This is a genomic window from Microcystis sp. M113S1 (genome assembly GCF_020246945.1).
Classification (GTDB): domain Bacteria; phylum Cyanobacteriota; class Cyanobacteriia; order Cyanobacteriales; family Microcystaceae; genus Microcystis.
Window position 1 is genome coordinate 1 of record NZ_JADBSA010000041.1, and the last position, 21,724, is coordinate 21,724.

The 21,724-nt window shown below is 42.3% G+C and carries 22 protein-coding genes and 4 pseudogenes; 12 read left to right on the forward strand and 14 right to left on the reverse strand.

The features are described 5' to 3' along the window. The first annotated feature begins 437 nt into the window (after positions 1-437). Positions 438-2,291, forward strand: coding sequence for a hypothetical protein (locus IM319_RS02580; protein WP_287734525.1), 1,854 nt, complete (start codon positions 438-440; stop codon positions 2,289-2,291). Positions 2,292-2,402: 111 nt separating this feature from the next. On the opposite strand, the gene IM319_RS02585 is transcribed toward IM319_RS02580, so the two are convergent. The 5 genes and pseudogenes from IM319_RS02585 to IM319_RS02605 all read right to left on the reverse strand — a co-directional run. Further along, positions 2,403-2,744 carry a DUF760 domain-containing protein gene (locus IM319_RS02585; RefSeq protein ID WP_287684900.1) on the reverse strand — a complete coding sequence of 114 codons (342 nt, stop codon included), beginning with the start codon at positions 2,742-2,744 and terminating at the stop codon, positions 2,403-2,405. Positions 2,745-2,936: 192 nt separating this feature from the next. Further along, the gene (locus IM319_RS02590) at positions 2,937-4,100 is read right to left on the reverse strand and encodes a GuaB3 family IMP dehydrogenase-related protein (RefSeq protein WP_287076767.1); all 1,164 of its coding nucleotides are present in this window, start codon (positions 4,098-4,100) and stop codon (positions 2,937-2,939) included. An 82-nt stretch (positions 4,101-4,182) separates the two neighbouring features. Next, positions 4,183-4,419: a hypothetical protein gene (locus tag IM319_RS02595; RefSeq protein ID WP_041804354.1), complete on the reverse strand. Its 237-nt coding sequence runs from the start codon at positions 4,417-4,419 to the stop codon at positions 4,183-4,185. Positions 4,420-4,509: 90 nt separating this feature from the next. Further along, positions 4,510-5,199: a lecithin retinol acyltransferase family protein gene (locus IM319_RS02600; protein WP_002763971.1), complete on the reverse strand. Its 690-nt coding sequence runs from the start codon at positions 5,197-5,199 to the stop codon at positions 4,510-4,512. 109 nt (positions 5,200-5,308) lie between these two features. Beyond that, a pseudogene (locus IM319_RS02605) lies at positions 5,309-5,459 on the reverse strand (transposase); the annotation flags it as partial. A 531-nt stretch (positions 5,460-5,990) separates the two neighbouring features. Here IM319_RS02605 and IM319_RS02610 point away from each other — a divergent pair. Together IM319_RS02610 and IM319_RS02615 are read left to right on the forward strand one after the other, a co-directional pair. Then, the gene (locus IM319_RS02610; RefSeq protein WP_287734528.1) at positions 5,991-8,624 is read left to right on the forward strand and encodes a sulfatase-like hydrolase/transferase; all 2,634 of its coding nucleotides are present in this window, start codon (positions 5,991-5,993) and stop codon (positions 8,622-8,624) included. 110 nt (positions 8,625-8,734) lie between these two features. Further along, a complete protein-coding gene (locus IM319_RS02615) occupies positions 8,735-9,703 on the forward strand; it encodes a formylglycine-generating enzyme family protein (protein ID WP_002774263.1) in 969 nt (322 codons plus the stop codon). 38 nt (positions 9,704-9,741) lie between these two features. Here IM319_RS02615 and IM319_RS02620 read toward each other — a convergent pair whose 3' ends face one another. Next, positions 9,742-9,933: a helix-turn-helix domain-containing protein gene (locus IM319_RS02620; protein ID WP_002757988.1), complete on the reverse strand. Its 192-nt coding sequence runs from the start codon at positions 9,931-9,933 to the stop codon at positions 9,742-9,744. Positions 9,934-10,648: 715 nt separating this feature from the next. Here IM319_RS02620 and IM319_RS02625 point away from each other — a divergent pair. Together IM319_RS02625 and IM319_RS02630 are read left to right on the forward strand one after the other, a co-directional pair. Continuing rightward, positions 10,649-10,882, forward strand: coding sequence for a hypothetical protein (locus IM319_RS02625; RefSeq protein ID WP_002735880.1), 234 nt, complete (start codon positions 10,649-10,651; stop codon positions 10,880-10,882). Positions 10,883-10,904: 22 nt separating this feature from the next. Continuing rightward, a complete protein-coding gene (locus IM319_RS02630; protein ID WP_287734543.1) occupies positions 10,905-11,399 on the forward strand; it encodes a phosphoribosyltransferase in 495 nt (164 codons plus the stop codon). Between the two features lie 82 nt (positions 11,400-11,481). Here IM319_RS02630 and cydB read toward each other — a convergent pair whose 3' ends face one another. Next, positions 11,482-12,495, reverse strand: coding sequence for a cytochrome d ubiquinol oxidase subunit II (gene cydB / locus IM319_RS02635; RefSeq protein ID WP_287734530.1), 1,014 nt, complete (start codon positions 12,493-12,495; stop codon positions 11,482-11,484). Between the two features lie 8 nt (positions 12,496-12,503). Next, positions 12,504-13,931 carry a cytochrome ubiquinol oxidase subunit I gene (locus IM319_RS02640; protein ID WP_287734532.1) on the reverse strand — a complete coding sequence of 476 codons (1,428 nt, stop codon included), beginning with the start codon at positions 13,929-13,931 and terminating at the stop codon, positions 12,504-12,506. A gap of 227 nt (positions 13,932-14,158) precedes the next feature. Here IM319_RS02640 and mnmG point away from each other — a divergent pair, with 227 nt between their 5' ends. Next, positions 14,159-16,066: a tRNA uridine-5-carboxymethylaminomethyl(34) synthesis enzyme MnmG gene (gene mnmG / locus IM319_RS02645; RefSeq protein ID WP_287734534.1), complete on the forward strand. Its 1,908-nt coding sequence runs from the start codon at positions 14,159-14,161 to the stop codon at positions 16,064-16,066. Between the two features lie 44 nt (positions 16,067-16,110). Here the strand turns inward: mnmG and IM319_RS02650 are convergent, their stop codons facing one another. Further along, the gene (locus tag IM319_RS02650; RefSeq protein ID WP_287630495.1) at positions 16,111-16,251 is read right to left on the reverse strand and encodes a CHAT domain-containing protein; all 141 of its coding nucleotides are present in this window, start codon (positions 16,249-16,251) and stop codon (positions 16,111-16,113) included. Between the two features lie 126 nt (positions 16,252-16,377). On the opposite strand from IM319_RS02650, the gene IM319_RS22350 reads away from it, so the two are divergent. The 3 genes from IM319_RS22350 to IM319_RS02660 all read left to right on the forward strand — a co-directional run bounded on the left by IM319_RS22350 (position 16,378) and on the right by IM319_RS02660 (position 18,208). After that, positions 16,378-16,605: a DUF262 domain-containing protein gene (locus IM319_RS22350; protein ID WP_353857174.1), complete on the forward strand. Its 228-nt coding sequence runs from the start codon at positions 16,378-16,380 to the stop codon at positions 16,603-16,605. After that, complete coding sequence (locus IM319_RS02655) at positions 16,517-17,536, forward strand: DUF262 domain-containing protein (RefSeq protein WP_287734536.1); 1,020 nt, start codon at positions 16,517-16,519, stop codon at positions 17,534-17,536. The genes IM319_RS22350 and IM319_RS02655 overlap by 89 nt, the downstream gene beginning before the upstream one ends. Before the next feature lie 201 nt (positions 17,537-17,737). Next, positions 17,738-18,208: an HNH endonuclease family protein gene (locus IM319_RS02660; protein ID WP_287734538.1), complete on the forward strand. Its 471-nt coding sequence runs from the start codon at positions 17,738-17,740 to the stop codon at positions 18,206-18,208. Between the two features lie 66 nt (positions 18,209-18,274). On the opposite strand, the gene IM319_RS02665 is transcribed toward IM319_RS02660, so the two are convergent. From IM319_RS02665 to IM319_RS02675, 3 genes are read right to left on the reverse strand one after another with little or no spacing between them, the layout of a single operon-like run. Then, positions 18,275-18,406, reverse strand: a complete 132-nt coding sequence (locus tag IM319_RS02665) for a hypothetical protein (RefSeq protein ID WP_265578834.1) — start codon at positions 18,404-18,406, stop codon at positions 18,275-18,277. A gap of 25 nt (positions 18,407-18,431) precedes the next feature. Continuing rightward, complete coding sequence (locus IM319_RS02670) at positions 18,432-18,647, reverse strand: type II toxin-antitoxin system YafQ family toxin (protein WP_287687245.1); 216 nt, start codon at positions 18,645-18,647, stop codon at positions 18,432-18,434. 26 nt (positions 18,648-18,673) lie between these two features. Next, positions 18,674-18,916, reverse strand: a complete 243-nt coding sequence (locus tag IM319_RS02675; RefSeq protein WP_287734540.1) for a hypothetical protein — start codon at positions 18,914-18,916, stop codon at positions 18,674-18,676. Positions 18,917-19,042: 126 nt separating this feature from the next. Here IM319_RS02675 and IM319_RS02680 point away from each other — a divergent pair. Together IM319_RS02680 and IM319_RS02685 are read left to right on the forward strand one after the other, a co-directional pair. Then, positions 19,043-19,614, forward strand: a pseudogene (locus IM319_RS02680) (transposase family protein); the annotation flags it as partial. A 225-nt stretch (positions 19,615-19,839) separates the two neighbouring features. Then, a pseudogene (locus IM319_RS02685) lies at positions 19,840-20,094 on the forward strand (transposase); the annotation flags it as partial. A gap of 511 nt (positions 20,095-20,605) precedes the next feature. On the opposite strand, the gene IM319_RS02690 reads toward IM319_RS02685, so the two are convergent. After that, on the reverse strand, positions 20,606-21,001 hold the full coding sequence (locus IM319_RS02690) for a hypothetical protein (protein WP_287077711.1): 396 nt from the start codon (positions 20,999-21,001) through the stop codon (positions 20,606-20,608). Between the two features lie 183 nt (positions 21,002-21,184). Between IM319_RS02690 and IM319_RS02695 the strand changes: the two genes are divergently transcribed. Continuing rightward, on the forward strand, positions 21,185-21,472 hold the full coding sequence (locus IM319_RS02695; RefSeq protein WP_287734542.1) for a hypothetical protein: 288 nt from the start codon (positions 21,185-21,187) through the stop codon (positions 21,470-21,472). A 50-nt stretch (positions 21,473-21,522) separates the two neighbouring features. On the opposite strand, the pseudogene IM319_RS02700 reads toward IM319_RS02695, so the two are convergent. Then, positions 21,523-21,724, reverse strand: a pseudogene (locus IM319_RS02700) (IS5/IS1182 family transposase); the annotation flags it as partial.

Below are 21,724 nucleotides of genomic sequence, written 5' to 3' on the forward strand. Positions count from 1 at the left end.
CCTTGAATAGACGTTCCTTTTAGGTTCAAAAATTTGTCAAGCATCATAAGTAAAATACTCGGGTTTTTGGCGATTATATCAAATTTTAACTCAATTGTCTATCTTTTGGTATTAACCTATTTGTGCCGTAAGTGTCTCCCTGTATAGATTTCAGCTACTTTTAGGCGTAGGCACTCTCATCGAATTTTATTTTAAGTTAATTATTTGCATAACAATTACCGAAGAGCCAAAAATTATGCAAGAGGTCTAGTGAAGTCGCTGGTTTCGCTCTACTCCTTACGGGGCAAGTCTTTCAACCGATTTTACTCCTTCACTCCCGAAAAATTGAGCCAACGATGAGTCCTGACTCGGAGAATACTGACAGCTTTCTTTTGTCTTTTGCCTTTTTACTTGCTATAAAGTAGGTTTATTGAAGAAGTGGAGGGAATCATCATCCTATGGCGATAATGGCAAAATCATTTAGACAAAGACTGGCAGAGATTTTCGGGTTTGACCTGCGATCGCTGGCTTTATTTCGCATTGCCTTGGCGTTAGTAGTTTTAGTAGATTTATCGGTTCGTTTTAGCCAAGTAACTGCCCATTACAGCGAACTAGGGGTTTTACCCCTAGGAAGCTTATCGAAAGTCTCTGCTAGTCCTTTTTACTGGTCTATTTTTGCCCTCAGTGACTCGGTGCTGGTGCAGAGTATCCTGTTTATTGTCGCTATAGCGATCGCATTATTGCTTTTAATTGGCTATCATACCCGTTTAGCCACGATCGCCACTTGGGCGCTAATCGTCTCTTTACATCATCGCAACCCCCTGTTACTATTTGCCGCCGATGACGTAATCCGGGCAGTATTATTCTGGGGGATGTTTTTACCCCTTGGTGCCTGTTATTCCGTGGAAAGTGCCTTAAACACCAATCCCAACCCCTTACCCAAGCGTGTGGTTTCGGCTGCCACGGTCGCTTTTATGATACAGGTGTGTTACATCTATATGTGGTCAGCGGCCTTTAAAACCAAAAGTGAGACTTGGTGGCCCGACGGTACGGCTGTTTATTACTCTCTCAGTTACGATCAATACGGTACTGCTTTTGCCGGTTTTTTACTATCTTTACCGCCACAATTACTAGAAATCCTCACCTTTTCAGCGTTAATCTTTGAATGGGTGGGTCCACTGCTAATTTTTATTCCCTTTCGCAATAGTCTCTTTAAAATAGTCGCTATTCTCTCGTTTATTCTCTTACATATCGGTTTTGGTCTCAGTTTTCATCTGGGAATTTTCCCGTTTTTGAGTGTTACCCATTGGTTGCCAATTATCCCTAGCTTAGTCTGGGATTGGGGACAAAAACGGATGAGAAACCCAGAAAGAGAAGGTTTAAGGATTAATTACGATCGAGATTGTGGATTTTGCAAAAAAGTTGTTCATCTTCTCCGCACTTTTCTCATTTTACCCGGCACTCCCCTGTTAGTCGCTCAGGATAACCCTTCAATATACGAGGATATGGTAGCCCAAAATTCTTGGGTGGTGGAAGATTGGCAGGGAAAACGGCAGTTTAAATGGTCAGCAGTGGTTTATATTGTCAGTCTTTCGCCAATTTTCTGGTTTTTAGCGCCAATTTTGCGTTTACCGCCCCTTATGGCCCTGGGAACGAGAATTTATGAGTGGATTGCCTCCCATCGTCGTTTTATGGGCAATTTCACCAAACCTTTCAAGTTTCGTCCCCTGACGATTAAATCCTCTTTACCTTTAAATATTTTGGTAATTTTCTTCTTATTGTTGACCAGTATCTGGAATTTACGCAGTTTTGTCCGGCAATCGGCCATTAGAGGCGATTTAAATACACCTTTAATTCAGTCCCTCGATCGCTTGCTCACCCGTCGTACTTTTAATACAATTGATATTCTGGCAAGAATAACTCGTTTAGACCAGTATTGGACTATTTTTGCCCCTTCCCCCCCTCGCGATGATGCTTGGTTTGTGGCAGTCAGTCAATTAGCCGATGGTTCCACGGTAGATATATTTAGAGAAGGACAGCCAGTAATTTGGGATAAACCCACTGAAAGCGATCGCAATCGTTTGTATAAAACCATGCAGTGGCGACAGTATTTTATTAATCTTAATCGATCTATCGGTGGGTCAGTTTATGGAGAGTTTGGTCAGTATCTCTGTCAAAACTGGAATCAGCAGCACGGTAGTGATCAACAGATTAAATCCCTGCGACTTTATATTATGCGGGAAAGGACTGTCCCCCCCGGAGAAAAACAGGGAATCGAAAAAGAACTACTCTGGCAGCAAAACTGTCTTTAATCAGTCATCAGTCATCAGTTATTAGCCAGATCAAAGTTATCTTGTAACTAAAATCTGATAGCTGATAGCTGATTGCTTCTTTTTCCCTTTCAAACTAACTACCGCTCAACTTTAAACATCGCTAGAACCGCTCTGGAGACTAGCGAGGGATTTTTCAAAATTCATTCTCTGTTCAGCATTGCGCAGAAAGTAACCACTCATCATTGCCGAGGCCAATAACCGGCCCAGATGTTCGCGACTGGTACTGATAGTGACCCCGAAATGTTCAGAGGGAAGGTTGCCCAAAAGTCCGATAATGTTGCGTTCCATCACTTGAAAAACCTCTTGGGATTCCGGTTTCGAGAGTTGGGCGATTGTTTCGGGACTTAAGGTCTGGACATACTGCCACAAACTCTCGTAAAATTCACTATCGGTACCGAATAAATTGTGAGGGCGATCGTTTTCTCTATACACCTTTGATCTCCTTAACTCAATTTTTTTATAAACTATCCTTTTGGTTCTTCCAATTTAACAGTTTTTTGAGATAGTGGGGGTCGGCAGAACCGAACCTGAAGGGATGGTAATCCCAAGGGGAAAATCCATCTCCGGCAAAAATCAAAAACTGCCCCGAGAAGCAGATAACCGATCACTGTTCACTGATAACTTTTATTTACCCATACCTAACTGCTGGGCCTTTTGATAGACTTTCCCCTCCGTCAGCAGCGAGGGAGCAATCACCACTTCCACCTGTTGCATTTCCTTTAAGTTCTTAGCACCCAAAGTTCCCATACTGGTTTTCAGCGCCCCCAAGAGGTTATGAGTACCATCATCTAATTTTGCCGGTCCAACGAGGATTTCAGCAATAGTTCCCGTACTGCCCACGCTAATTCGGGTTCCCCGGGGTAGAACTAGGCTAGGTGTGGCCATACCCCAGTGAAAACCGCGGCCAGGGGCCTCCACGGACCGGGCAATGGGAGAACCAATCATCACCGCATCGGCGCCACAGGCGATACATTTGCAGATATCACCGCCGGTAATAATGCCGCCATCGGCAATAACGGGGACGTATTTACCTGTTTCTTGGAAAAAATCGTCCCTAGCGGCGGCACAATCGGCCACAGCAGTGGCTTGGGGAACTCCCACCCCTAAAACGCCGCGAGAAGTACAGGCAGCCCCGGGACCGATACCGACCAAAACCCCGGCTGCCCCGGTTTTCATCAGGTTAAGGGCGACTTCGTAGGTGACGCAGTTGCCCAAAACCACGGGAATGGGCATTTCTTGGCACAGTTGTACTAAATCGAGGGGGGTGATAGCTTCCGGGGATAAATGGGCAGTGGAAACAACGGTTGCTTGGACAAAGAGAATATCGGCCGCTGCTTGGGCAACAATAGCACCGTATTTGACGGCACCGGCAGGGGTGAGGCTAACTGCCGCAATACCGCCTTTTTCTTGAATTTCTTGGATACGAAGCTCGATTAGTTGCGGTTTAATCGGTTCTGCGTAGAGTTCCTGCATTAAACCGACGAATTCTGATTTGCCGACCGCCGCAATGCGATCGAGAATCGGGTTAGGATCTTCGTAACGGGTTTGAATTCCTTCGAGGTTTAGTACCCCTAGCGCCCCCAACTCGGAGAGAAGGACAGCCATTTTAGTATCCACCACCCCATCCATAGCGCTGGCGATAATCGGGATTTCCCGCTCGATATTGCCGAGAGACCAACGGGTATCGGCTAAACTAGGATCGAGGGTTCGCACTCCGGGTACAAGTGCGATTTCATCGATACCGTAAGCTCTACGGGCTGTTTTGCCCCGACCAATAATTGTATCCACGTTTCTATACTATTTCAGACCTATTTAGCCTAGACTAGCAAATTTCGCACCATCTCGAAAAGCTTTTCGGTATTATGGCTGACTAGGCCCTGGGAAAATAATCGCCGCAGTCGATCGCTTGTTCGGTGTTGGCGCTCCTGGGTTGTACACTACATTTGAGGCGATAATCGTTGGTAAAGTAGCGGCAGTGGGAGCAAGGGATGGAGTGCATCCGTCGGGCAACTTGCCAACTATCGCGCACGGCACTGGCTAAAGACCAGCAAACTAAAGCGATAATGGCAGCGGCGATTGAAAAACGTAAAATAATCCAGATTTCCATGGCGAGCGACTAAAATTACCTGATTTGAATAGGAATCAACCGAGGCAATTGGCATAGGTTTAGATACTGAACAGTTTACTGACATCCAGACTAACCGTTAGCAATCACCAGACTTTTAAGCACATTTTCGGTCATAGCCGCTAGTTGATCCAATTGTTCCTGATGGCGTTTTGCCTGTTTTTTGGCTTCTACCTTGCGTTTCAGGGCTTCCCGGGCTAAATCATCGCGATTTCTGCTTAAAGCTTCGATCGCTACTCGATTCCATGTTTCTGCTTCTTGAATGGCTTTTTTGTACTGGGGTTGAATTTCATCCCAACTGACCTTAAGATTGCTTAAAGCACCTTTTAATAGGGTTTGGGCATTGTTGGGGTCGGCTCCGATGAGGGATTTTTTCAGAGGTTCGTAGAGTCCCACCGCTTGTAAATGGGTAATAATCGGGATAAATTCTTCTATCTGTTGACTTTTGCTAATACCAGTCTTACACCAAGTGGCAAAATGTTCGCAGTTGTTAAAAAGAAGATTATATTTCTGCTCCCCCAGACGACTTAGCGCCCTTTCTACCACCACATCGGGGATAAAGGAAAATCCCACCTCTACATGGCGCACCACATAGATTTTACCGCCCCTAGCAAAAGTTTCTAGGGAAGTTCGTTCAACAATCTCGCTCGGTTTTCGGTAATGAATGACGCTACCATCACCGCAATCGATGCCATGATGGGCATAAACACCCTGAAGATTGAGCAATTCCCGATAGGCGTATATTTGATCCCCTTTAGCCATATTTTTTTAGTGATAGAGTAAACAAGTAGATTATCTATTGAGTCAGTTTTTCCAGTTATTAATAAGCCATTCAGATTTGGGTCTTCTGGTTTTCGTGTTTTACTTTTTGTTATGAATTAAAGCAAGCAAACAGCTTAAGTCGAAAATGTTCAAGATTGCTTTAATTCATAACTTATTCTTTTAATAGGCTTTATTTTTGTATTCATGCCCTCAGTTAATCCATTGGTTGTATAATTTTCACAGTAATTATCTAACCGTTGACTCTGTGGAAGGACTCTGGTGGGGCAGCGGAGAAGGAGAATCACTAACCCTCCTAGAGGCGCGATTCCTGATTTTGAAAATATGCGCTGCCGCTTTTTAGCCAGCCTTTCGCCATAATTTTTGATTATCATCCTTGATCCAGAAGAGCCTTTTCTTATTTTACTAAAGAATGCTTAACAGAGAAACACCAGCCAGTATAATAATACAACCAAATAGTCTTTGTTTGATATTTTTTTCATGAAATAAAAAATAGCCATACCCCACACTCATCAATAAACTGCTTTGTTTCACCGCCACTGAATTCGCCGCCACCGTTCAATTAAATCTTTTGCCAGATAAAGATTTAGTCGATTTATGCCCCCCTATCGAACCATAACAAGTAACGAAGAACCGTCAAGGTAAAGTTTTATGACAGGATTCAACGTTTCTGCATCTAGTCAGTCAGGTACTGGTACGCTTCAAACTTGAATGGGCCGCTCTCAGACGAGCGAATCAGACACCTGTGACAAGCCTCAATTTACGGAGACTCTATGGCTAAACAATTCAACGGGACAATCGCCCTCGATATTCGTGATTCCGTACCCGATTGGGAACCCTACGCCGAACCGAAAGCACCCGCAAATTCACCGAATATTCTTTACATAGTCATTGACGATACGGGATTTGGTGCCTGGGAAATGTTTGGTGGCAAAATTAAAATGCCCAATTTAGCTCGTATTGCCAAAAAAGGCTTAATTTATACCAACTTTCACACTACCGCTCTTTGTTCTCCCACTCGTTCATCCCTATTAAATGGACGCAATGCTACCAGTAACGGGATGTCTTGTATCGAAGAGGTGACAGCGGGTTTCCCTGGTAATAATGGTCGCATTCCCTTTGAAAATGCCATGATTCCAGCCGTATTGAGTGAGCGTGGCTGGAGTACCTTCGCCCTTGGTAAATGGCACTTAGTGCCAGAAGAAGAGGCAAATATGGCATCCACGAAGCGGCATTGGCCTTTAGGTCGTGGTTTTGAACGCTATTATGGCTTTTTAGGCGGAGAAACCGATCAATGGTATCCAGATCTGGTCTATGATAACCATCTGATTGAACCTCCTTATGGTCCCAATATGGGGGATACAGAGAACGGTTATCATCTATCGAAAGACCTGGTAGATAAGGCAGTTGCCTTTATCCAAGATCAAAAGGCGATCGCTCCAGATAAACCTTGGCTGATGTACTTCTGTCCCGGTGCCAACCATGCACCCCATCAAATCTGGCCTCAGAAGATCCTAGATTATGGTTATAACACGAGCCTGGGAGCTCCCGATAATCCACAAGATTTATCCTTTGTCGAGACAAGTATCTTTAAAGATGGCTATGAAGTCTATCGCACAGAAGTCCTTGCCAAAATGAAAGAATTAGGCATCTTTGGGGATGAGGTAACAACACCCTCGGAGATTAATCCTCATGGTGAAGGTGAGCTTGGAGAACCTAACCCTGACCACACTAAGATCCAAGGAGTTCCTGCTGGTAAGACGTGGCCTCAAACTGATTGGGTAAAACCTTGGGAAGGATTAAGACCCGAAGAAAAGGCATTATTTATCCGTATGGCCGAGATTTATGCGGCATTCTCCACCTATACCGATGAACAAATTGGTCGTTTGCTCGATTTTCTCGAAGAAACGGGTCAAATGGATAACACCATCATTGTTGCTGTAGCTGATAATGGTGCTAGTGCAGAAGGTGGGCCTAATGGTTCAGTGAATGAAAACCTGTTCTTTAACGGTATTCCCGATGATTTTGACAAGAACTTTGCCCTTCTCCAAGATTTAGGCACACTGAAAACCTATAATCACTATCCTACAGGATGGGCTTGGGGCTTTGATACGCCTTTCAAATACTGGAAACGTTGGTCAGGTTATGAAGGTGGTGCTGCAACTCCCTTTATGATGTGTGGACCGGGTATCGCAGATACGGGGATTCGCAAACAGTACATTCACGCGGTTGACTTAGTACCTACCCTTTACGAAATGTGTGGTGTAGAACCCCCAGAAGTGGTTAAAGGTTACACCCAAAATCCCATTGAGGGAATTAGCTTCGCCTATACTTTCGCTCCCGAATATGCTCAACCTGAGTATCAATTTGCTTACAGACTCTCTGACGAGCAAAAACCCAAGGATGCCAATGGAAAACCCAAGAAAGTGCGAGAAACTCAGTTCTATTCGATGTTAGGAACAAGAGGAGTCTGGTATAAAGGTTGGCACGTTTGTACTGTCCATGCTCCTGCGCCTTCTAATTGGGGTAATTTTGAGAAGGATATCTGGGAATTGTACTGTATGGATGGGGATCTGAAATTGGAATTAACTCCCGATCCGACTCAATCTCGTAACTTAGCTAATGACCCGAAATATGCCGATAAACTCGAACAGATGAAGTATATGTGGTTCGTGCAAGCAGGGTTATACAAAGGTATGCCTATTGATGATCGCTCGGCTATGGGTGGAGATCGTCCCCAATTACGTCCCCCAGCATTTGCTCAAGATGACCCAAAGGATGCTACCTTCAGTTACACCTATTATCCAGGGGGATCAGAAATTCCCGAAGCCGTTGCTCCGAATACCCGAGGTCGTTCTTACGAAATCGAAGCCATTGTTGATTTCTCCACGGGTGAGACTCCTAAAGGGGTAATGATAGCTCATGGAGGAAGTTTTGGTGGATATAGTTTCTATATCTACGAGGGCAAACTCTGTTATGTCTATAACTGGTTAGGACAACAGCAACAGAAGATCACTTATCCACTCTCTAATCTTGCCGACAAGGAAAATACACTCAAAGTTGTATTTAACAAGAAGCCCAATCAACAACCGGATAGCAAGTTTGGTGGTAGTACCATAGGAGAGGTACAACTCTATATCAATGGTATTAAGCAAAGTACCAAGATTGAGGAAGCTTTCCCAGAATATCCTGAGCAATTCCTGACTCAACCGGGTAAGTTTGGGGCGGGATTTAATATTGGTCGAGATCCCGGACAGCCTGTATCATCAGACTACGAACATGAGTTCGAGTTTTTCGAGTTTGAAGGTGCGAAGCTGAAAAAAGTCATTGTCACGATTAAAAATGACGCGGGCGCGGGCGCGATCGATCCTGAGACAGAATTAATAGGGATGTTGTGGCGTGACTAATCTGCTTAGTCTGTAGCATAGACCCGATTTGCTTTCAAAGCTGTAGGGGTAATTTCTGCATTGCCCCTACCCACTCTAACCCTTGATAAAATAAAGGCTATATCTTGAGTATGCAAATATCTCAAAACCCCTCATCTGCTCCAGGTAAACCTCCCCATAAAGATCTGATCTGGATTCCGGGGGGAACATTTGAAATGGGGTCAAACAGTCGTAAATATCCTGAAGAAGGACCCGTCCACACCGTAACCGTTAGCGGCTTTTGGATGGATAAATATTTGGTCACTAATAAACAATTTAGAAAATTTGTCAAAGAAACAGGATATATTACCTTTGCTGAAAAACCACCGAAAGCAGAAGATTATCCTAATGCTGATCCTGAAATATTAGTTCCCGGATCTGCCGTTTTTGTGAAACCAGATCGTCCCGTTGATCCTCGTACTGTCTGCTGGTGGCAATATATGCCGGGGGCAAATTGGCGACATCCCGAAGGTACTGGAAGTTCAATTAAAAATCGAGAAAACCATCCTGTAGTACATATTGTCTATGAAGATGCCCTTGCCTATGCAAAATGGGCAGGAAAAGAACTCCCAACTGAAGCACAATGGGAATTTGCTGCACGAGGGGGTTTAGAGGGGGCAGAATTTGCTTGGGGTGATGAATTTATGCCTAATGGTAAAGTCATGGCTAATACTTGGCAAGGACAATTTCCTTGGCAAAATCTCAAACCTCATGCACCCGGTCCAGAAGCAGTAGAAAGCTATCCCCCCAATGGTTATGGACTTTATGACATGATAGGTAATGTCTGGGAATGGACACAAGATTGGTATCAGGAACAACATCCCAAAAACCCGACTAAAGCCTGTTGTACCCCGAAAAATCCCCTAGGCGGAACCGAAGAAGATAGTTATAACCTCAAACTTCATCCCTCAATGCGAAAACCCCGTAAAGTCCTCAAAGGAGGCTCTTTCCTCTGCGCCCCTAACTACTGCGCTCGTTACCGTCCCGCCGCTCGCCATCCCGAAGATATCGACACTTCTACCAATCATATCGGTTTTCGCACAATTTTTTGTCCTGATTAGAATTTATTACCGCTCACAATGACAATTAAGATGGCTCATTATGTTCTATTTTTAAAAGTTTCAGAGGGAAAATAACCAAACAGTTGTTTATAATCAGAGGCAAGATGTCCTCGCTCAAAAAAACCTAATTCTTCGGCAATTTGATAAATTAACGTTAGTTCGGGGTTTTGGGTAATGGATTGATGTAAGGCGTTAAGACGAAGCTTTTTAAAATAATTTTGAGGAGACATTTCTACTCTAGCTTATATGACGCAGCCAAGCACTCTAAGCGATCGTGCTTATATGTCGCCCCAAGAACGAGATCTGGCCTATAAGAAAATGCGTGAAGATTTTGAAGGCTACAAACGTCGTTTAGGCTGCTAATAGTCTAAATTTAGATCTCTTAACTGAAGTTTAATTAATAATTTTTGAGGCGCGTTTCTAACGTGCCTTTTTTCAAAATTTTATTTAAACTTTGGCGATTATAATTGACATTAATTCCTTGCATTTTCACGAGCGCACTTAGGTGTCTCATGCCAACGATACTTTTAGCCAGCACAAAACCTACCCAGCAGCACATCAAGGTAAATGTACTTATGTAAAATAATCATTTTTGGGGAGTGGTTTGAGAAGCTATTTCATTAGTTTTGGTAAAATTATAAGCCTGGCTTATTCACCCTTATTGGGGTATATTTAATTTATGTTCCTATCTATAAAAGCAACTTTTGTATAACTTCTTTCCATATTTGAAGATTTACAGCTTGTCAAAACCTATTGTAGCATTTATCTTAATAGTGAGGTACAAAGTTTTCCTTTGGGGGAGTCGGTGGTCAATACCAAATTAGGTTACACTTCATCTCTATGGGAAACGCTGTAAAAATTATCGAAGCAGAAATTGAGAACTATAGCCTAAACACCAGCGATTCAAGACCCTTTTTGACTGTTAACCCCCTTAACCCAGAGATTATGGATGCTTTTAGTCCCTTTCCCCCTGACTGGACAGAGAATGCTGTTCACGCCTACAATTTTTGTTGTCCTTACTGTGGGGCAAAAGCTAAAGAAGCTCAGTCCGTTTGGATCAATCGCCGCGCACCCGTTTTAGGAGAAGATTCCCGTCGTAAATGGCAGGAATTCTATCATTGTCAATGCGATCGAGTTTGGTGGGCCTGGAGTAGTGATCGACCTGCCGAAAATAAGTAATTCTCAATCGGGAATGGAAAATATGGCCGATGTTTATGTTTCTTGGGATGAATACCATCGTCTGATCGAAAAATTAGCAGTAAAAATCGATCATTCTGGTTGGCAATTTGCTCAGATTGTCTGTTTAGCTAAGGGAGGATTGCGCGTCGGTGACATTCTCTGTCGTCTTTTTCGTCAACCCCTAGCCATTCTCTATGCTGCTTCCTACGGGGGGCAAAATCATCAAATTCGGGGAGAATTAACTATTTCCTCGAATTTAGCCATGATCGAGTCCCAATTAAAGAGTCCCTTGTTATTAGTGGATGATTTAGTCGATTCGGGAATCACCCTCCAAAAAACCTCGATTTTTTTACAGGAAAAATACGGGATTACCAATATCAAAACCGCAGTGATCTGGTACAAAGCAGCATCAAGAATCAAACCTGACTATTATGTGGAATACTACCCCGATAATCCTTGGATTCATCAACCCTTCGAGCGTTACGAGTTAATTACACCCAAAGACCTCCTAGAATAAATTCAGTTTAGCATCAGCGGTAGAGAGTTTCCCCTTAAAAATACCACCAAAGAAGATTCATGTCTGAAATCGGCAACGCCATCTATTCTCCGTAGGATTCAGCAGTAATTTTGCCCCGAAAAACGATGTAATTATAAACTGTATAGGCTAGTAAAATTGGGATTAAAAAACCCACAAAAGTCAGCATAAACACCAAAGAACTAGGGGCGGCCGCCGCTTGATAAATTGTCACTGACGGGGGAATAATATCGGGAAAAATCAACAATCCCAAACCGATAAAAGAGAGCATAAACAGCAATACTGTCCAGACCATGGGGGTGTTTTCTTCCTTTAGTTGCAAACTCCGCAATAATAAACCCAGTAACAGCACAGCTAAAATCGGGATGAGGATAAAGATGTAAATTAGTCGAGGGTCAAATAAACGCTGACGGATATGGTCAGAAAGCAGCGGCGTACTGATGGTGATAAAGACAGCACCGATAAAAGTGGTAATAGCGGCAATTTTTGCCGTTTTATAGTGAACTTCCTGTAAATTACCCGTAGTTTTCAGAATTAGGTAAGTGGAACCCACTAAAACATAAGCTTGGATTAAAGTTAGAGACACTAGAATCGATCGCCATGTTAACCAATCAAAGGGGCCGCCGGCAAAATGACCCAATTCATCCACTTTAATGCCCTCAAAAACCGCACCGAGGGCAAATCCTTGCCCCAAAGCGGCCAAAAAACTGCCGAGTCCGAAGGCATAATTCCAGAACAACTTGCGACGAGAATGTTCACGAAACTCGAAGGAAACAGCCCGAAATAACAGTCCCACCACCATAATCACAGCAGGCAGGTATAAAGCGTTTAAAATTGTCCCGTAAGCTAGGGGAAACGCCCCAAACAGGGAACCCCCCATCAAGACAATCCAAGTTTCGTTAGCATCCCAAACATTGCCCAAGCTGGTCATTAAAATACTGCGACGCTTCTCGGAGGAGGAAGTCAGGGAAAGAATTCCCACCCCCAAGTCAAAACCATCGAGAAGGACGTAGAGAAATAGAAATAATCCCAGAATCAAAAACCAAATTTGTGGCAGAAAATACTGTAAAGGTTCCATAGTTCCTCCTATTGTTGCGCTTCTAGGGAACGAGGATTTAGTTCTGGTGAGGTCACTTTTTCCTCTTGAGTCCCCGGCAGTGGTAAGTTAAGATTTGGTCCCTGACGGATAATACGACTGCCGAAATAGAGAGCAGAAACCAAGAAAACCACATAAATCGCCGTAATTCCGATTAAAGAGGTTAAAATCTCGCCCGCAGGTAGATGAGAAGCTGCATCCACCGTCCGGATTTGATTGTAAACTGTCCAGGGTTGACGACCGACACAACGGACAATCCAACCGGTTTCCACTGCAAGATAACCCAGGGGGGCAGCAAAAACCCAAGCGCGTAGTAACCATTTTTGACTGTCGATTTTTTCGTTAGATAATTGACCGCGCAGCCATTGCCCGACAGTTACAGCCATTAAAGACGCAAGAAAAAGACCGATAGCGACCATAATCCGGAAAGAATAATAGATTAGCCCCACCATGTGCGGTCTGTCTTCGTATTTCCACGTTTTTAAGCCGAGAACAGGTTCCGATAACTTGGGTTTTAACTCCAAAAGATAACCCAAAGCATTAGGTATCTTCACTTCCCAGCTATTTGTCTCCGCTTTATCCTTGGGTAAAGCAACCAAACTCCAACCGGCAGTTTCTCCTGCGGGAATGGTTTCCCATTGCGCTTCCATGGCGGCTAATTTAGCCGGTTGATAGTGATACACTTGTTCGGCACTAAGATGACCGACAAAAATTTGCAAGGGAGCGATAACAATCGCTAGAGTAAGAATAATTTTGAGAGAACGACTAAAAAAGCTAATGTGACGTTTATTGAGCAAATACCAAGCACTAATGCCACCAATGACGAAAAGAGAAGTTTCCAGAGTAGCGAAAAACATATGCAGGAAACTATTAACCATGAAGGGATTGAGAATCGCTTGTAGGTAATCTTGAACGATAAATTTACCATCCACGAAAATGCCGCCAGCAGGGGTTTGCAGCCAAGAATTAGCGGTTAAAATCCAGAAAGTGGAAAGATTAGCCCCGAAAGCGACGAGAATTGTCGCCAGGAAGTGAATTAACGGGGGAACTCGTCCCCAACCAAACAGCATAATTCCTAGAAAACTAGCCTCTAGCATAAAGGCCATGGTTCCCTCGAAACCGAGGATAGTTCCGAAAAAGTCCCCCACTGCTTCCGAAAAAGGCGCCCAATTCATGCCAAACTGAAAAGCCATGGGTAAACCAGAAGCAACTCCAATGCCGAAATTGAGAATGTAGAGTTTTGCCCAGAAGCGAGCGTGATGATAGTAGTCAGGATTGCGGGTTTTTAGCCATAATCCTTCGACAATAACTAGATAAATGCCCATACCAGTGGTTAACACCGGCCAAAGCATGTGGAAGATAGCGGTGATGGCGAATTGTATCCGCGACAAAGCAACGGGATTGGCAAGTAAATCCATGATTATAATCTTTAAACGATCGTGAAGATAAGCACCTATAATACTTAGCCAGTAATGCCCTGAAAAGGCAAGGTTAAATAGGAATTATATAGATTGTTTTTAGATTTATGCGATCGCTTTAATGTTACTCAATGACCTAGTTAGTATTCTTGTATTATATTTGAGGGAAAACTCAGAAAAATTGCTAGAATATTAGCCTGATTAATTAATTTTCCCCTCGATCGAGTATGACTTTCTCCTCAGCCGCAGACTTTCAAGATGAATTTGATGTCATCGTCGTCGGGGCGGGCCATTCCGGCTGTGAAGCGGCCCTAGCTTGCGCCCGTCTCGGTTGTCGTACCCTTCTCCTCACCCTTAATCTCGATAAAATCGCTTGGCAACCCTGTAACCCCGCCGTCGGTGGTCCGGCTAAATCCCAATTAACCCACGAAGTGGACGCTTTAGGCGGCGAAATTGGCAAAATGGCCGACCGCACCTATCTGCAAAAACGGGTTCTTAATGCCTCTCGCGGACCGGCAGTCTGGGCCCTACGCGCCCAAACCGATAAACGGGAATACGCGGCAATTATGAAAGGTATCGTCGAAACCCAAGCAAATCTGGTTATTCGGGAAGGCATGGTCACAGACCTGATTTTAGGGGCAAATGAGCAAGTTTTAGGGGTAGAAACCTATTTCGGCACTTGTTTCGCCGCTAAAGCCGTCATTTTAACCACTGGCACTTTTTTAGGCGGCAAAATCTGGATCGGCGGCAAGTCTATGGCAGCCGGACGCGCGGGCGAATTTGCGGCGGTGGGTTTAACAGATACCCTAAATCGTCTCGGATTCGAGACCGGTCGCCTAAAAACTGGCACTCCTGCCCGTGTGGATAAGCGTTCGGTGGATTACTCCCGTATGGAACCGCAACCGCCCGATGACGAGGTACGTTGGTTTAGTTTTGATCCCGATGTCTGGATCGAACGAGAACAAATGAACTGTCATCTCACCCGCACCACGGCGGCAACTCATCAATTAATCAGAGATAATTTACATTTATCCCCCATTTATGGCGGTTTTATTGACTCCAAAGGTCCGCGTTATTGTCCCAGTATTGAGGATAAAATCGTCCGTTTTGCCGATAAAGAAAGTCATCAAATTTTTATCGAACCGGAAGGGCGCGATATTCCCGAACTTTATATCCAAGGGTTTTCTACGGGACTGCCGGAAAATGTTCAATTAGCCATGCTGCGGACTTTACCCGGTTTAGAAAAATGTGTGATGTTGCGTGCTGCTTATGCAGTGGAATACGATTATTTACCGGCAACTCAGTGTTATCCAACCCTGATGACGAAGAAGATTGAGGGGTTATTTTGTGCGGGACAAATTAATGGGACAACCGGTTATGAAGAAGCGGCAGCCCAAGGACTGGTGGCGGGGATTAATGCGGCGCGGTTTGCTTTAGGAAAAGAGTTAATTGTTTTTCCGCGGGAGGAAAGTTATCTAGGAACTTTGGTCGATGATTTGTGTACCAAGGATCTGCGGGAACCCTATCGAATGTTAACCAGTCGTTCCGAATATCGCTTAGTATTGCGATCGGATAATGCTGATCAAAGATTAACACCTTTAGGGCGAGAAATTGGCTTAATTGATGACCGATGTTGGCAATTATTCCAAACTAAACAAGCTAATATTATCGCGGAAAAAGAACGCTTACACGAAACGAGAATTAAAGAACGGGATCAGGTGGCAATTGCCATCGTTAAGGATACGGAACAAAAAATCAAAGGTTCTCTCTCTTTAGCGGATTTAATGCGTCGTCCTAACTTCCATTATCTCGATCTCGATCGCTATGGTTTAGGTAATCCCGATTTAAATTTAGCCGAAAGAGAAGGGGTAGAAATTGAGATTAAATATTCCGGTTATTTGAAACGACAACAAAATCAAATTGACCAAATTAGTCGCCACAGTAACCGTCATTTATCCCCCGATATTGACTACATGAAAATCGAAACTTTGTCAATGGAATCCCGGGAAAAATTAACAAAAATTAAACCCGCCACCATCGGCCAAGCCTCGCGAATTGGCGGAGTCAATCCCGCCGATATTAACGCTTTATTAGTATATTTAGAAATGCGGCAGATGTCGGCAGTTAAAAGTTAGGAAATAATCCTGATTATCAGCGATCAAGAGTTATCATCGGCTGCTTAATTGGCATCCCCAATCAAAATAAATAGCGACCAAAAATAAGGATGGGGATACTTTTCGATCAGGCTTAATTTTGCCTCTCTCATCGATGCGCTTTTGCTCATTCCTTTCTGGAGATTTTGATAGAATTCAGCCATCATAATCGAATTAATTGCCTCAGAGGACTTGTCTTCGCCTGCTGGGGTATGTTAGCATTGAATAGGCTCAGTTAGTTCTTTTCCCGTTCTAGATACTGTACTGAAACGTTCTATAGGCTTAGATGAGTTATGAAGATTGAACCAACATACACCTCGATCGGTGCACTTTTTAAACGTCAATCTACGTTTTTTATTCCTAAATATCAGAGAGCTTATGCTTGGGAATCAGAATCAGTCTCAGATTTTATAAAGGATTTACTTAATTGCTTTGAAAAAAGAAAGCAAAATTCGCCAGCCAATGAGTCATTTTTTTGGTGGCATTCTGAGTGTCAAACACCCTGTTGTTGGAGCATTTGATCAGCATAAATACGAGATAATTGATGGACAACAAAGAATAGCTACATTTGCTTTGTTGGTTGCTTGTATGATTAAAACTTATCGGAACCTGCAATCAGAGGCTCAACAGTCAGCAGGGGAAACTGATTTAGTATCAATTATCAAAAAACGTCTTCAAGATTTGTCAAACAAATTTATTAAATTCGAGCAAGAGATTCAAAGACAAGTAACCCCTGTAGAAGTTTTAACACTTTCAAAAGCTGATGACCCTTTTTATCAAGAATTAATTGGTGATAGGAATCCATCTGTATCAAGAGATTCACACCGTAAAATTTCAGATGCACATAAAACTTTGTTAAAGGAAATACAAGGAATAATTAATGTTAATGATACGATAGAAGATAGGATAGACAATCTCGAAATTATTCAAAATATATTAGACAATGATTTTACAATTTTGCACATGGTAACTGAAAATAGAGAGGATGCTTTTAGACTTTTTCCAGTTATCAATGATCGAGGAACCAATCTTACAGATGGAGATTTATTAAGAGCTAAAACATTGGAACTTCTCGAAGGCGAAGGCTATTCCAGAAACCAAGATTCTGTAGAAAAATTATGGGACAATATCCTGTCCGATTCACCAACCCACACAACTGATTATTTAAATTGGATTTATGATTCTTATCAAGGTAATAGACCAAAACAGAATGCCGTGTTTGATATGTTTCTTGATAAATTTTTCCCACAACATAAGCAACAAAATTTTACAGAAGATGATGCCGAACAAATTTATCAAGTAGTAAAAAAGACTCACGAAGACATTTTGAAGTGTAGAAAACTGGTAAAAGGAGAATGGTTGTATGAACTTCGGCAACCTCTAACCAGTTGGGATAAAACTCGTTTGAACATTCTTATAGTTGAACTTGGACATACTTTATCAATTCCTTGATTACTGGCAGCATCTGAACTCAATCAAAAATCATTCTCAGAAATAGTTAATATTTTAGAAAAGGTATTCTTTCGGTATAAAATAGTATGTAATCAACACATAACACCGCTTAAAAATATCTACGCCCAAGAAGCTCTTAATATTCGCAAAAATCCCAATAATTATAATGTTAATAATCTCAGAAATGAGCTACAAAAACTTATGGAATTAAAGGCATCAGATCAAAAATTCAGGGATAACCTAGTTACCCTTGAATATCAAGAATCTGGTGGTAGCAACAAGCCTCTAAAATATTTTTTAATGACAATTGAGTATTACTATCAATGGTACAAAGACGGTGCAAGTGGTGAGTCTGTATGTCTTGACAAAAGCAGATTATATGACTTTGCTGGCACATCGATCGAACATATATATCCTCGTAACGTCAGTGAATCTGACCAAGATAATGAGCTTGACCAACTCAAAAATTCTCTTGGCAATCTTACTATTTTAGACACTGCACAAAATAGTATTGGAGGCAACGAAAATTTTTCTAATAAAAAACCGCTCTATCAAAAATCTTCAGTTTTGTTAACTCAAGAGATAGGCTCAAAGACAGCTTGGACAAAGAGTGAAATTGAGGCTCATCAAAAATTACTGATAGATGCTGCTGTTGCCATTTTTCGTCTGTAGCTTACGGAGAGAAAAAGGTCGGGCATTGCAGAAAATTTCCTGAATTTCTCACATCACTTAACAATTTTAGGCTTTCCTCGCATCCGTATTTTGCGCTATTACCGCAGGGACGAGAGAGGAGAGTTTCCCGTTAACAACTGGTAGGGTGACGGTAGCCACTAGGGAGAGGGTAAGTAAGGCGTAAAATTTGGGATTCATAGTTATTTCCGCTATCAGTTATTAGTTAATACACCTCATCATGAGTTCCAATGTTAATCAAAACTATCCTATCTGTTTGAGTTTTCTCGTCTCGTTCCAAATAGAAAATGATGCGGCAATCATAACCACAGGAACAAGCTCTCAATTCCTGATATTCTCCCCTGAGACGATGAACCATTAAACTAGGTGCAAACATATCCTCTTGCATTAGCTTCAGTGTTTGATCGACTTGTTTCCGCAACAGCGCATTGCGTCTAACAAACTTTTTCAGCGATCGCTTAAATCGTCTTCAAAATCCTCCAAATAACGATCTAAATCCGCGATCGCATCTTCTACTGTCATCGGTTGGAGATTACCAGACCGATACTCTGTCAAACCCTCCTGACATTCTCTCAAAAACTCCTGTCTTCTTACCTCCACACACCGCTTTTTAACAATCTCGATTAACATCTCTTGCTGTTCCCTGGGTAATTGACTAACCAACTCCAGCGCGTTTTCAAAGGTAATCATATTAGACCTCTTGCATAATTTTTTTATGGTATAATGGAAGGTTTGGCTTTTTTCTCAATTTTTAGATGGAAGTGGAAAAAAGAATAAAATGTGATCTTAGGTGAGGAAATCATCTATACTTTTGCTATGTTTATTAGCAAAAATATGGATTATCAAAACTTATCAGATGAACAATTCAAACGCCGTTTCGGTGTGTATAAACAAACATATAGAAAGATGGTAGAATCAGTAAAAAGTGTTGAAGCCGACTCTAATTCAGCATCTAAAAGGGGACCGAAACCTAAACTATCTATAGAAGAACAAGTTTTAGTAACGTTAGAATATTGGCAAGAATGTAGAACATATTTTCAGATTGGTACAAGCGGTCAACTATCAGAATCAACTATAGGTCGGATTGTAAATAAGAAGGAAAAAATGCTTTGACAATCGGGAAACTTCCGTTTAAAAGGAAAAAAGCTCTACTAAATCAAGCAGAGATACCGGTCGTAACGGTAATGGATGTAACGGAAACTCCCATTGAACGCCCCCAAAAGAAACAGAAAGATTTTTTTGGGGGTAAAAGAGGTTATCATACTTTAAAATCCCAATTAGTAGCTGATCAAAATACCGAGGAAATTATCTGTGTCTTTTGTGGGAAAGGTAGAGGTCATGATTTTAGTTTATTTAAAAAAAGTCGAGTTCGTTTTCATCCTTTAACTAGGGTTTGCTGAATAAATATAAAAACCTTGTTGGATAATACTTTTAGACTTTTTTCCCATCAAAAAGTGCCTTAGCTAGGGGTGATCGGGGGGAAAATTCAGGTACTTTGTCCCTGAAAATTAGGTAGTTGACCACCTGAAAATCGGTAAAACCCTACACCCCACACCCCACACCCTGCCCCCAGGGAAAACTTTTTGCCGCAAACCCTAACTACTAGCAGAGAAGACAGTGGTTATCAGGGAATAGCTGCATACCATAGTAATAGTTATACACCGAAAAAGAAACCAGAAAATAGAAAATTAACAGAGTTAGAGAAGGGGTATAACAAGGCTTTATACAAAGAAAGGATTATCATTGAACCTATAAATAGGAAACTCAAAATCTTGAAAATCTTATCCTGTAAATATCGGAATCGTCGTCGAATATATAGTTTAAGATTTAACCTGTTGGCGGCTATTTATAACTATGAGTTATACTAAATCTGGTTATTAAAAACTGATTATTGATTTTCCCCTTTGCATGAGTGCCTCTTGCATGAGTGCCTCTCCTCATAACTAGCCTATACTCAACGGATTTAGTATTAGGGATAGGTATAGCAACTTCTTAAAAGTTGCCAAACATTAATCAAGTCAAGGATAATTTATTCTCAATTATAAAAATTGAGATAGTTTGTGCCGCTTAAATAAAGAAGTTTTGATAACCAAATTAAAGCAGCTCTAAAGAGTTTTGAGTTAAAAGTAAAACTTCAGGTTTTCATTTAGAGCAAATGTACTAGCTAACTAATTTTTGGGGTAAAATTAGTTAACTGACTATTATAACATATAATTAATTTGCAAGAGTTCTAGTAATCAGTCATCAGTCAACAGTCGTTAGCGATCAGTCATCAGCGATCAGCGATCAGCATTCAGCTATCAACTTGTTATTTCTTGGGTTATGGCCATTGAAGCTAGAACAGCTTCAATGGTTAAGATTCTAGAAATCGTTTGTTCCCTAGCTAAAACTCGCATTAACCTGATAAGAGATCAAATCTCCCTCGACAAAGAAACTGAGGCCGTAGCGACCTGGTGTTAAATTCAAGGATAATCGAGCGCCGTATTCAACCGAACCGACAACGGTGGCGACACCCTTACTATCGAATCGGACTAACTCGGTGATCACCTTGGGGTCGGTGGCGAGTTCCAGACGAAGGTTACGGGAAGTCCTGAATCTGAGTCTGTCCACACTATCCCAAACGCCGAGGCAATTAGTTTCCCCTAAATGACCGTCAACGCCGAAACTTTTTCCTGTCCTCGCCGTTCCCAGATCGATCGCCCCGCCCCATTCTCGACTCAGATCGCGTCTGGCATAAATCTCGCCGTCCATTCCAGTAATAATATCTCTGTTCATAATTTACCTCTCGGAATTTCTCTATCTCTACAGATAAAAAACTACCGATTCCGTCGTCGCCATTCCCAGGATGGCATCGGGTTTCCCCCGAAAATTCTCTTTCGTTTCGAGCGGGCTTCGGTAAAAGCCGGCGTTGCTGAATCAAGGTATGAATGACAACCTTGCACCCATCCAAAAGTTAGTTTGGGTCTAGGTTTTAAAAATCCCACAAAAGAAGATTCATATCTCAAATCAGCAACGCCAGATTTTCTTCAGAGCCAAGGGTTAAGTGAGGCAGAGGAGGATAGGGGCGATCGCTCCCAACAGAGAAATCTCCAGGCTAATTTGCTATCCCGCTTTCAAGCTCCAGCAGTTGATACCACAGAAAGAGCGCACGCGGGACTATGCCTGCGGTGTTACGTTTCGGAGCCGATTCTCAACGCCTGCCGCAAAATCGATCATTTGTTCGGAGATGATCGCTCCTTTACTTAGGGTTTGCGGCAAAAAGTTATTGAAAAGCACAGGTCTCTTAATCAATGATTTCACTTAGCTACAAGCATAAGCTTTAGTTGTTGATTAATCTCTAAGTTATAACTTAGAGATTAATCATTGACCGAGAAAAAGTGCTGTTTTTCCATTTCAGACATAAAAAAGCCCAAAAAACCTGCCTCAACAGGTTAGAAAGATTCATGACTAAAAAAGTAATAGCAATCGCTGAAAAGGAAGTATGAGGAAGTTTAGCCA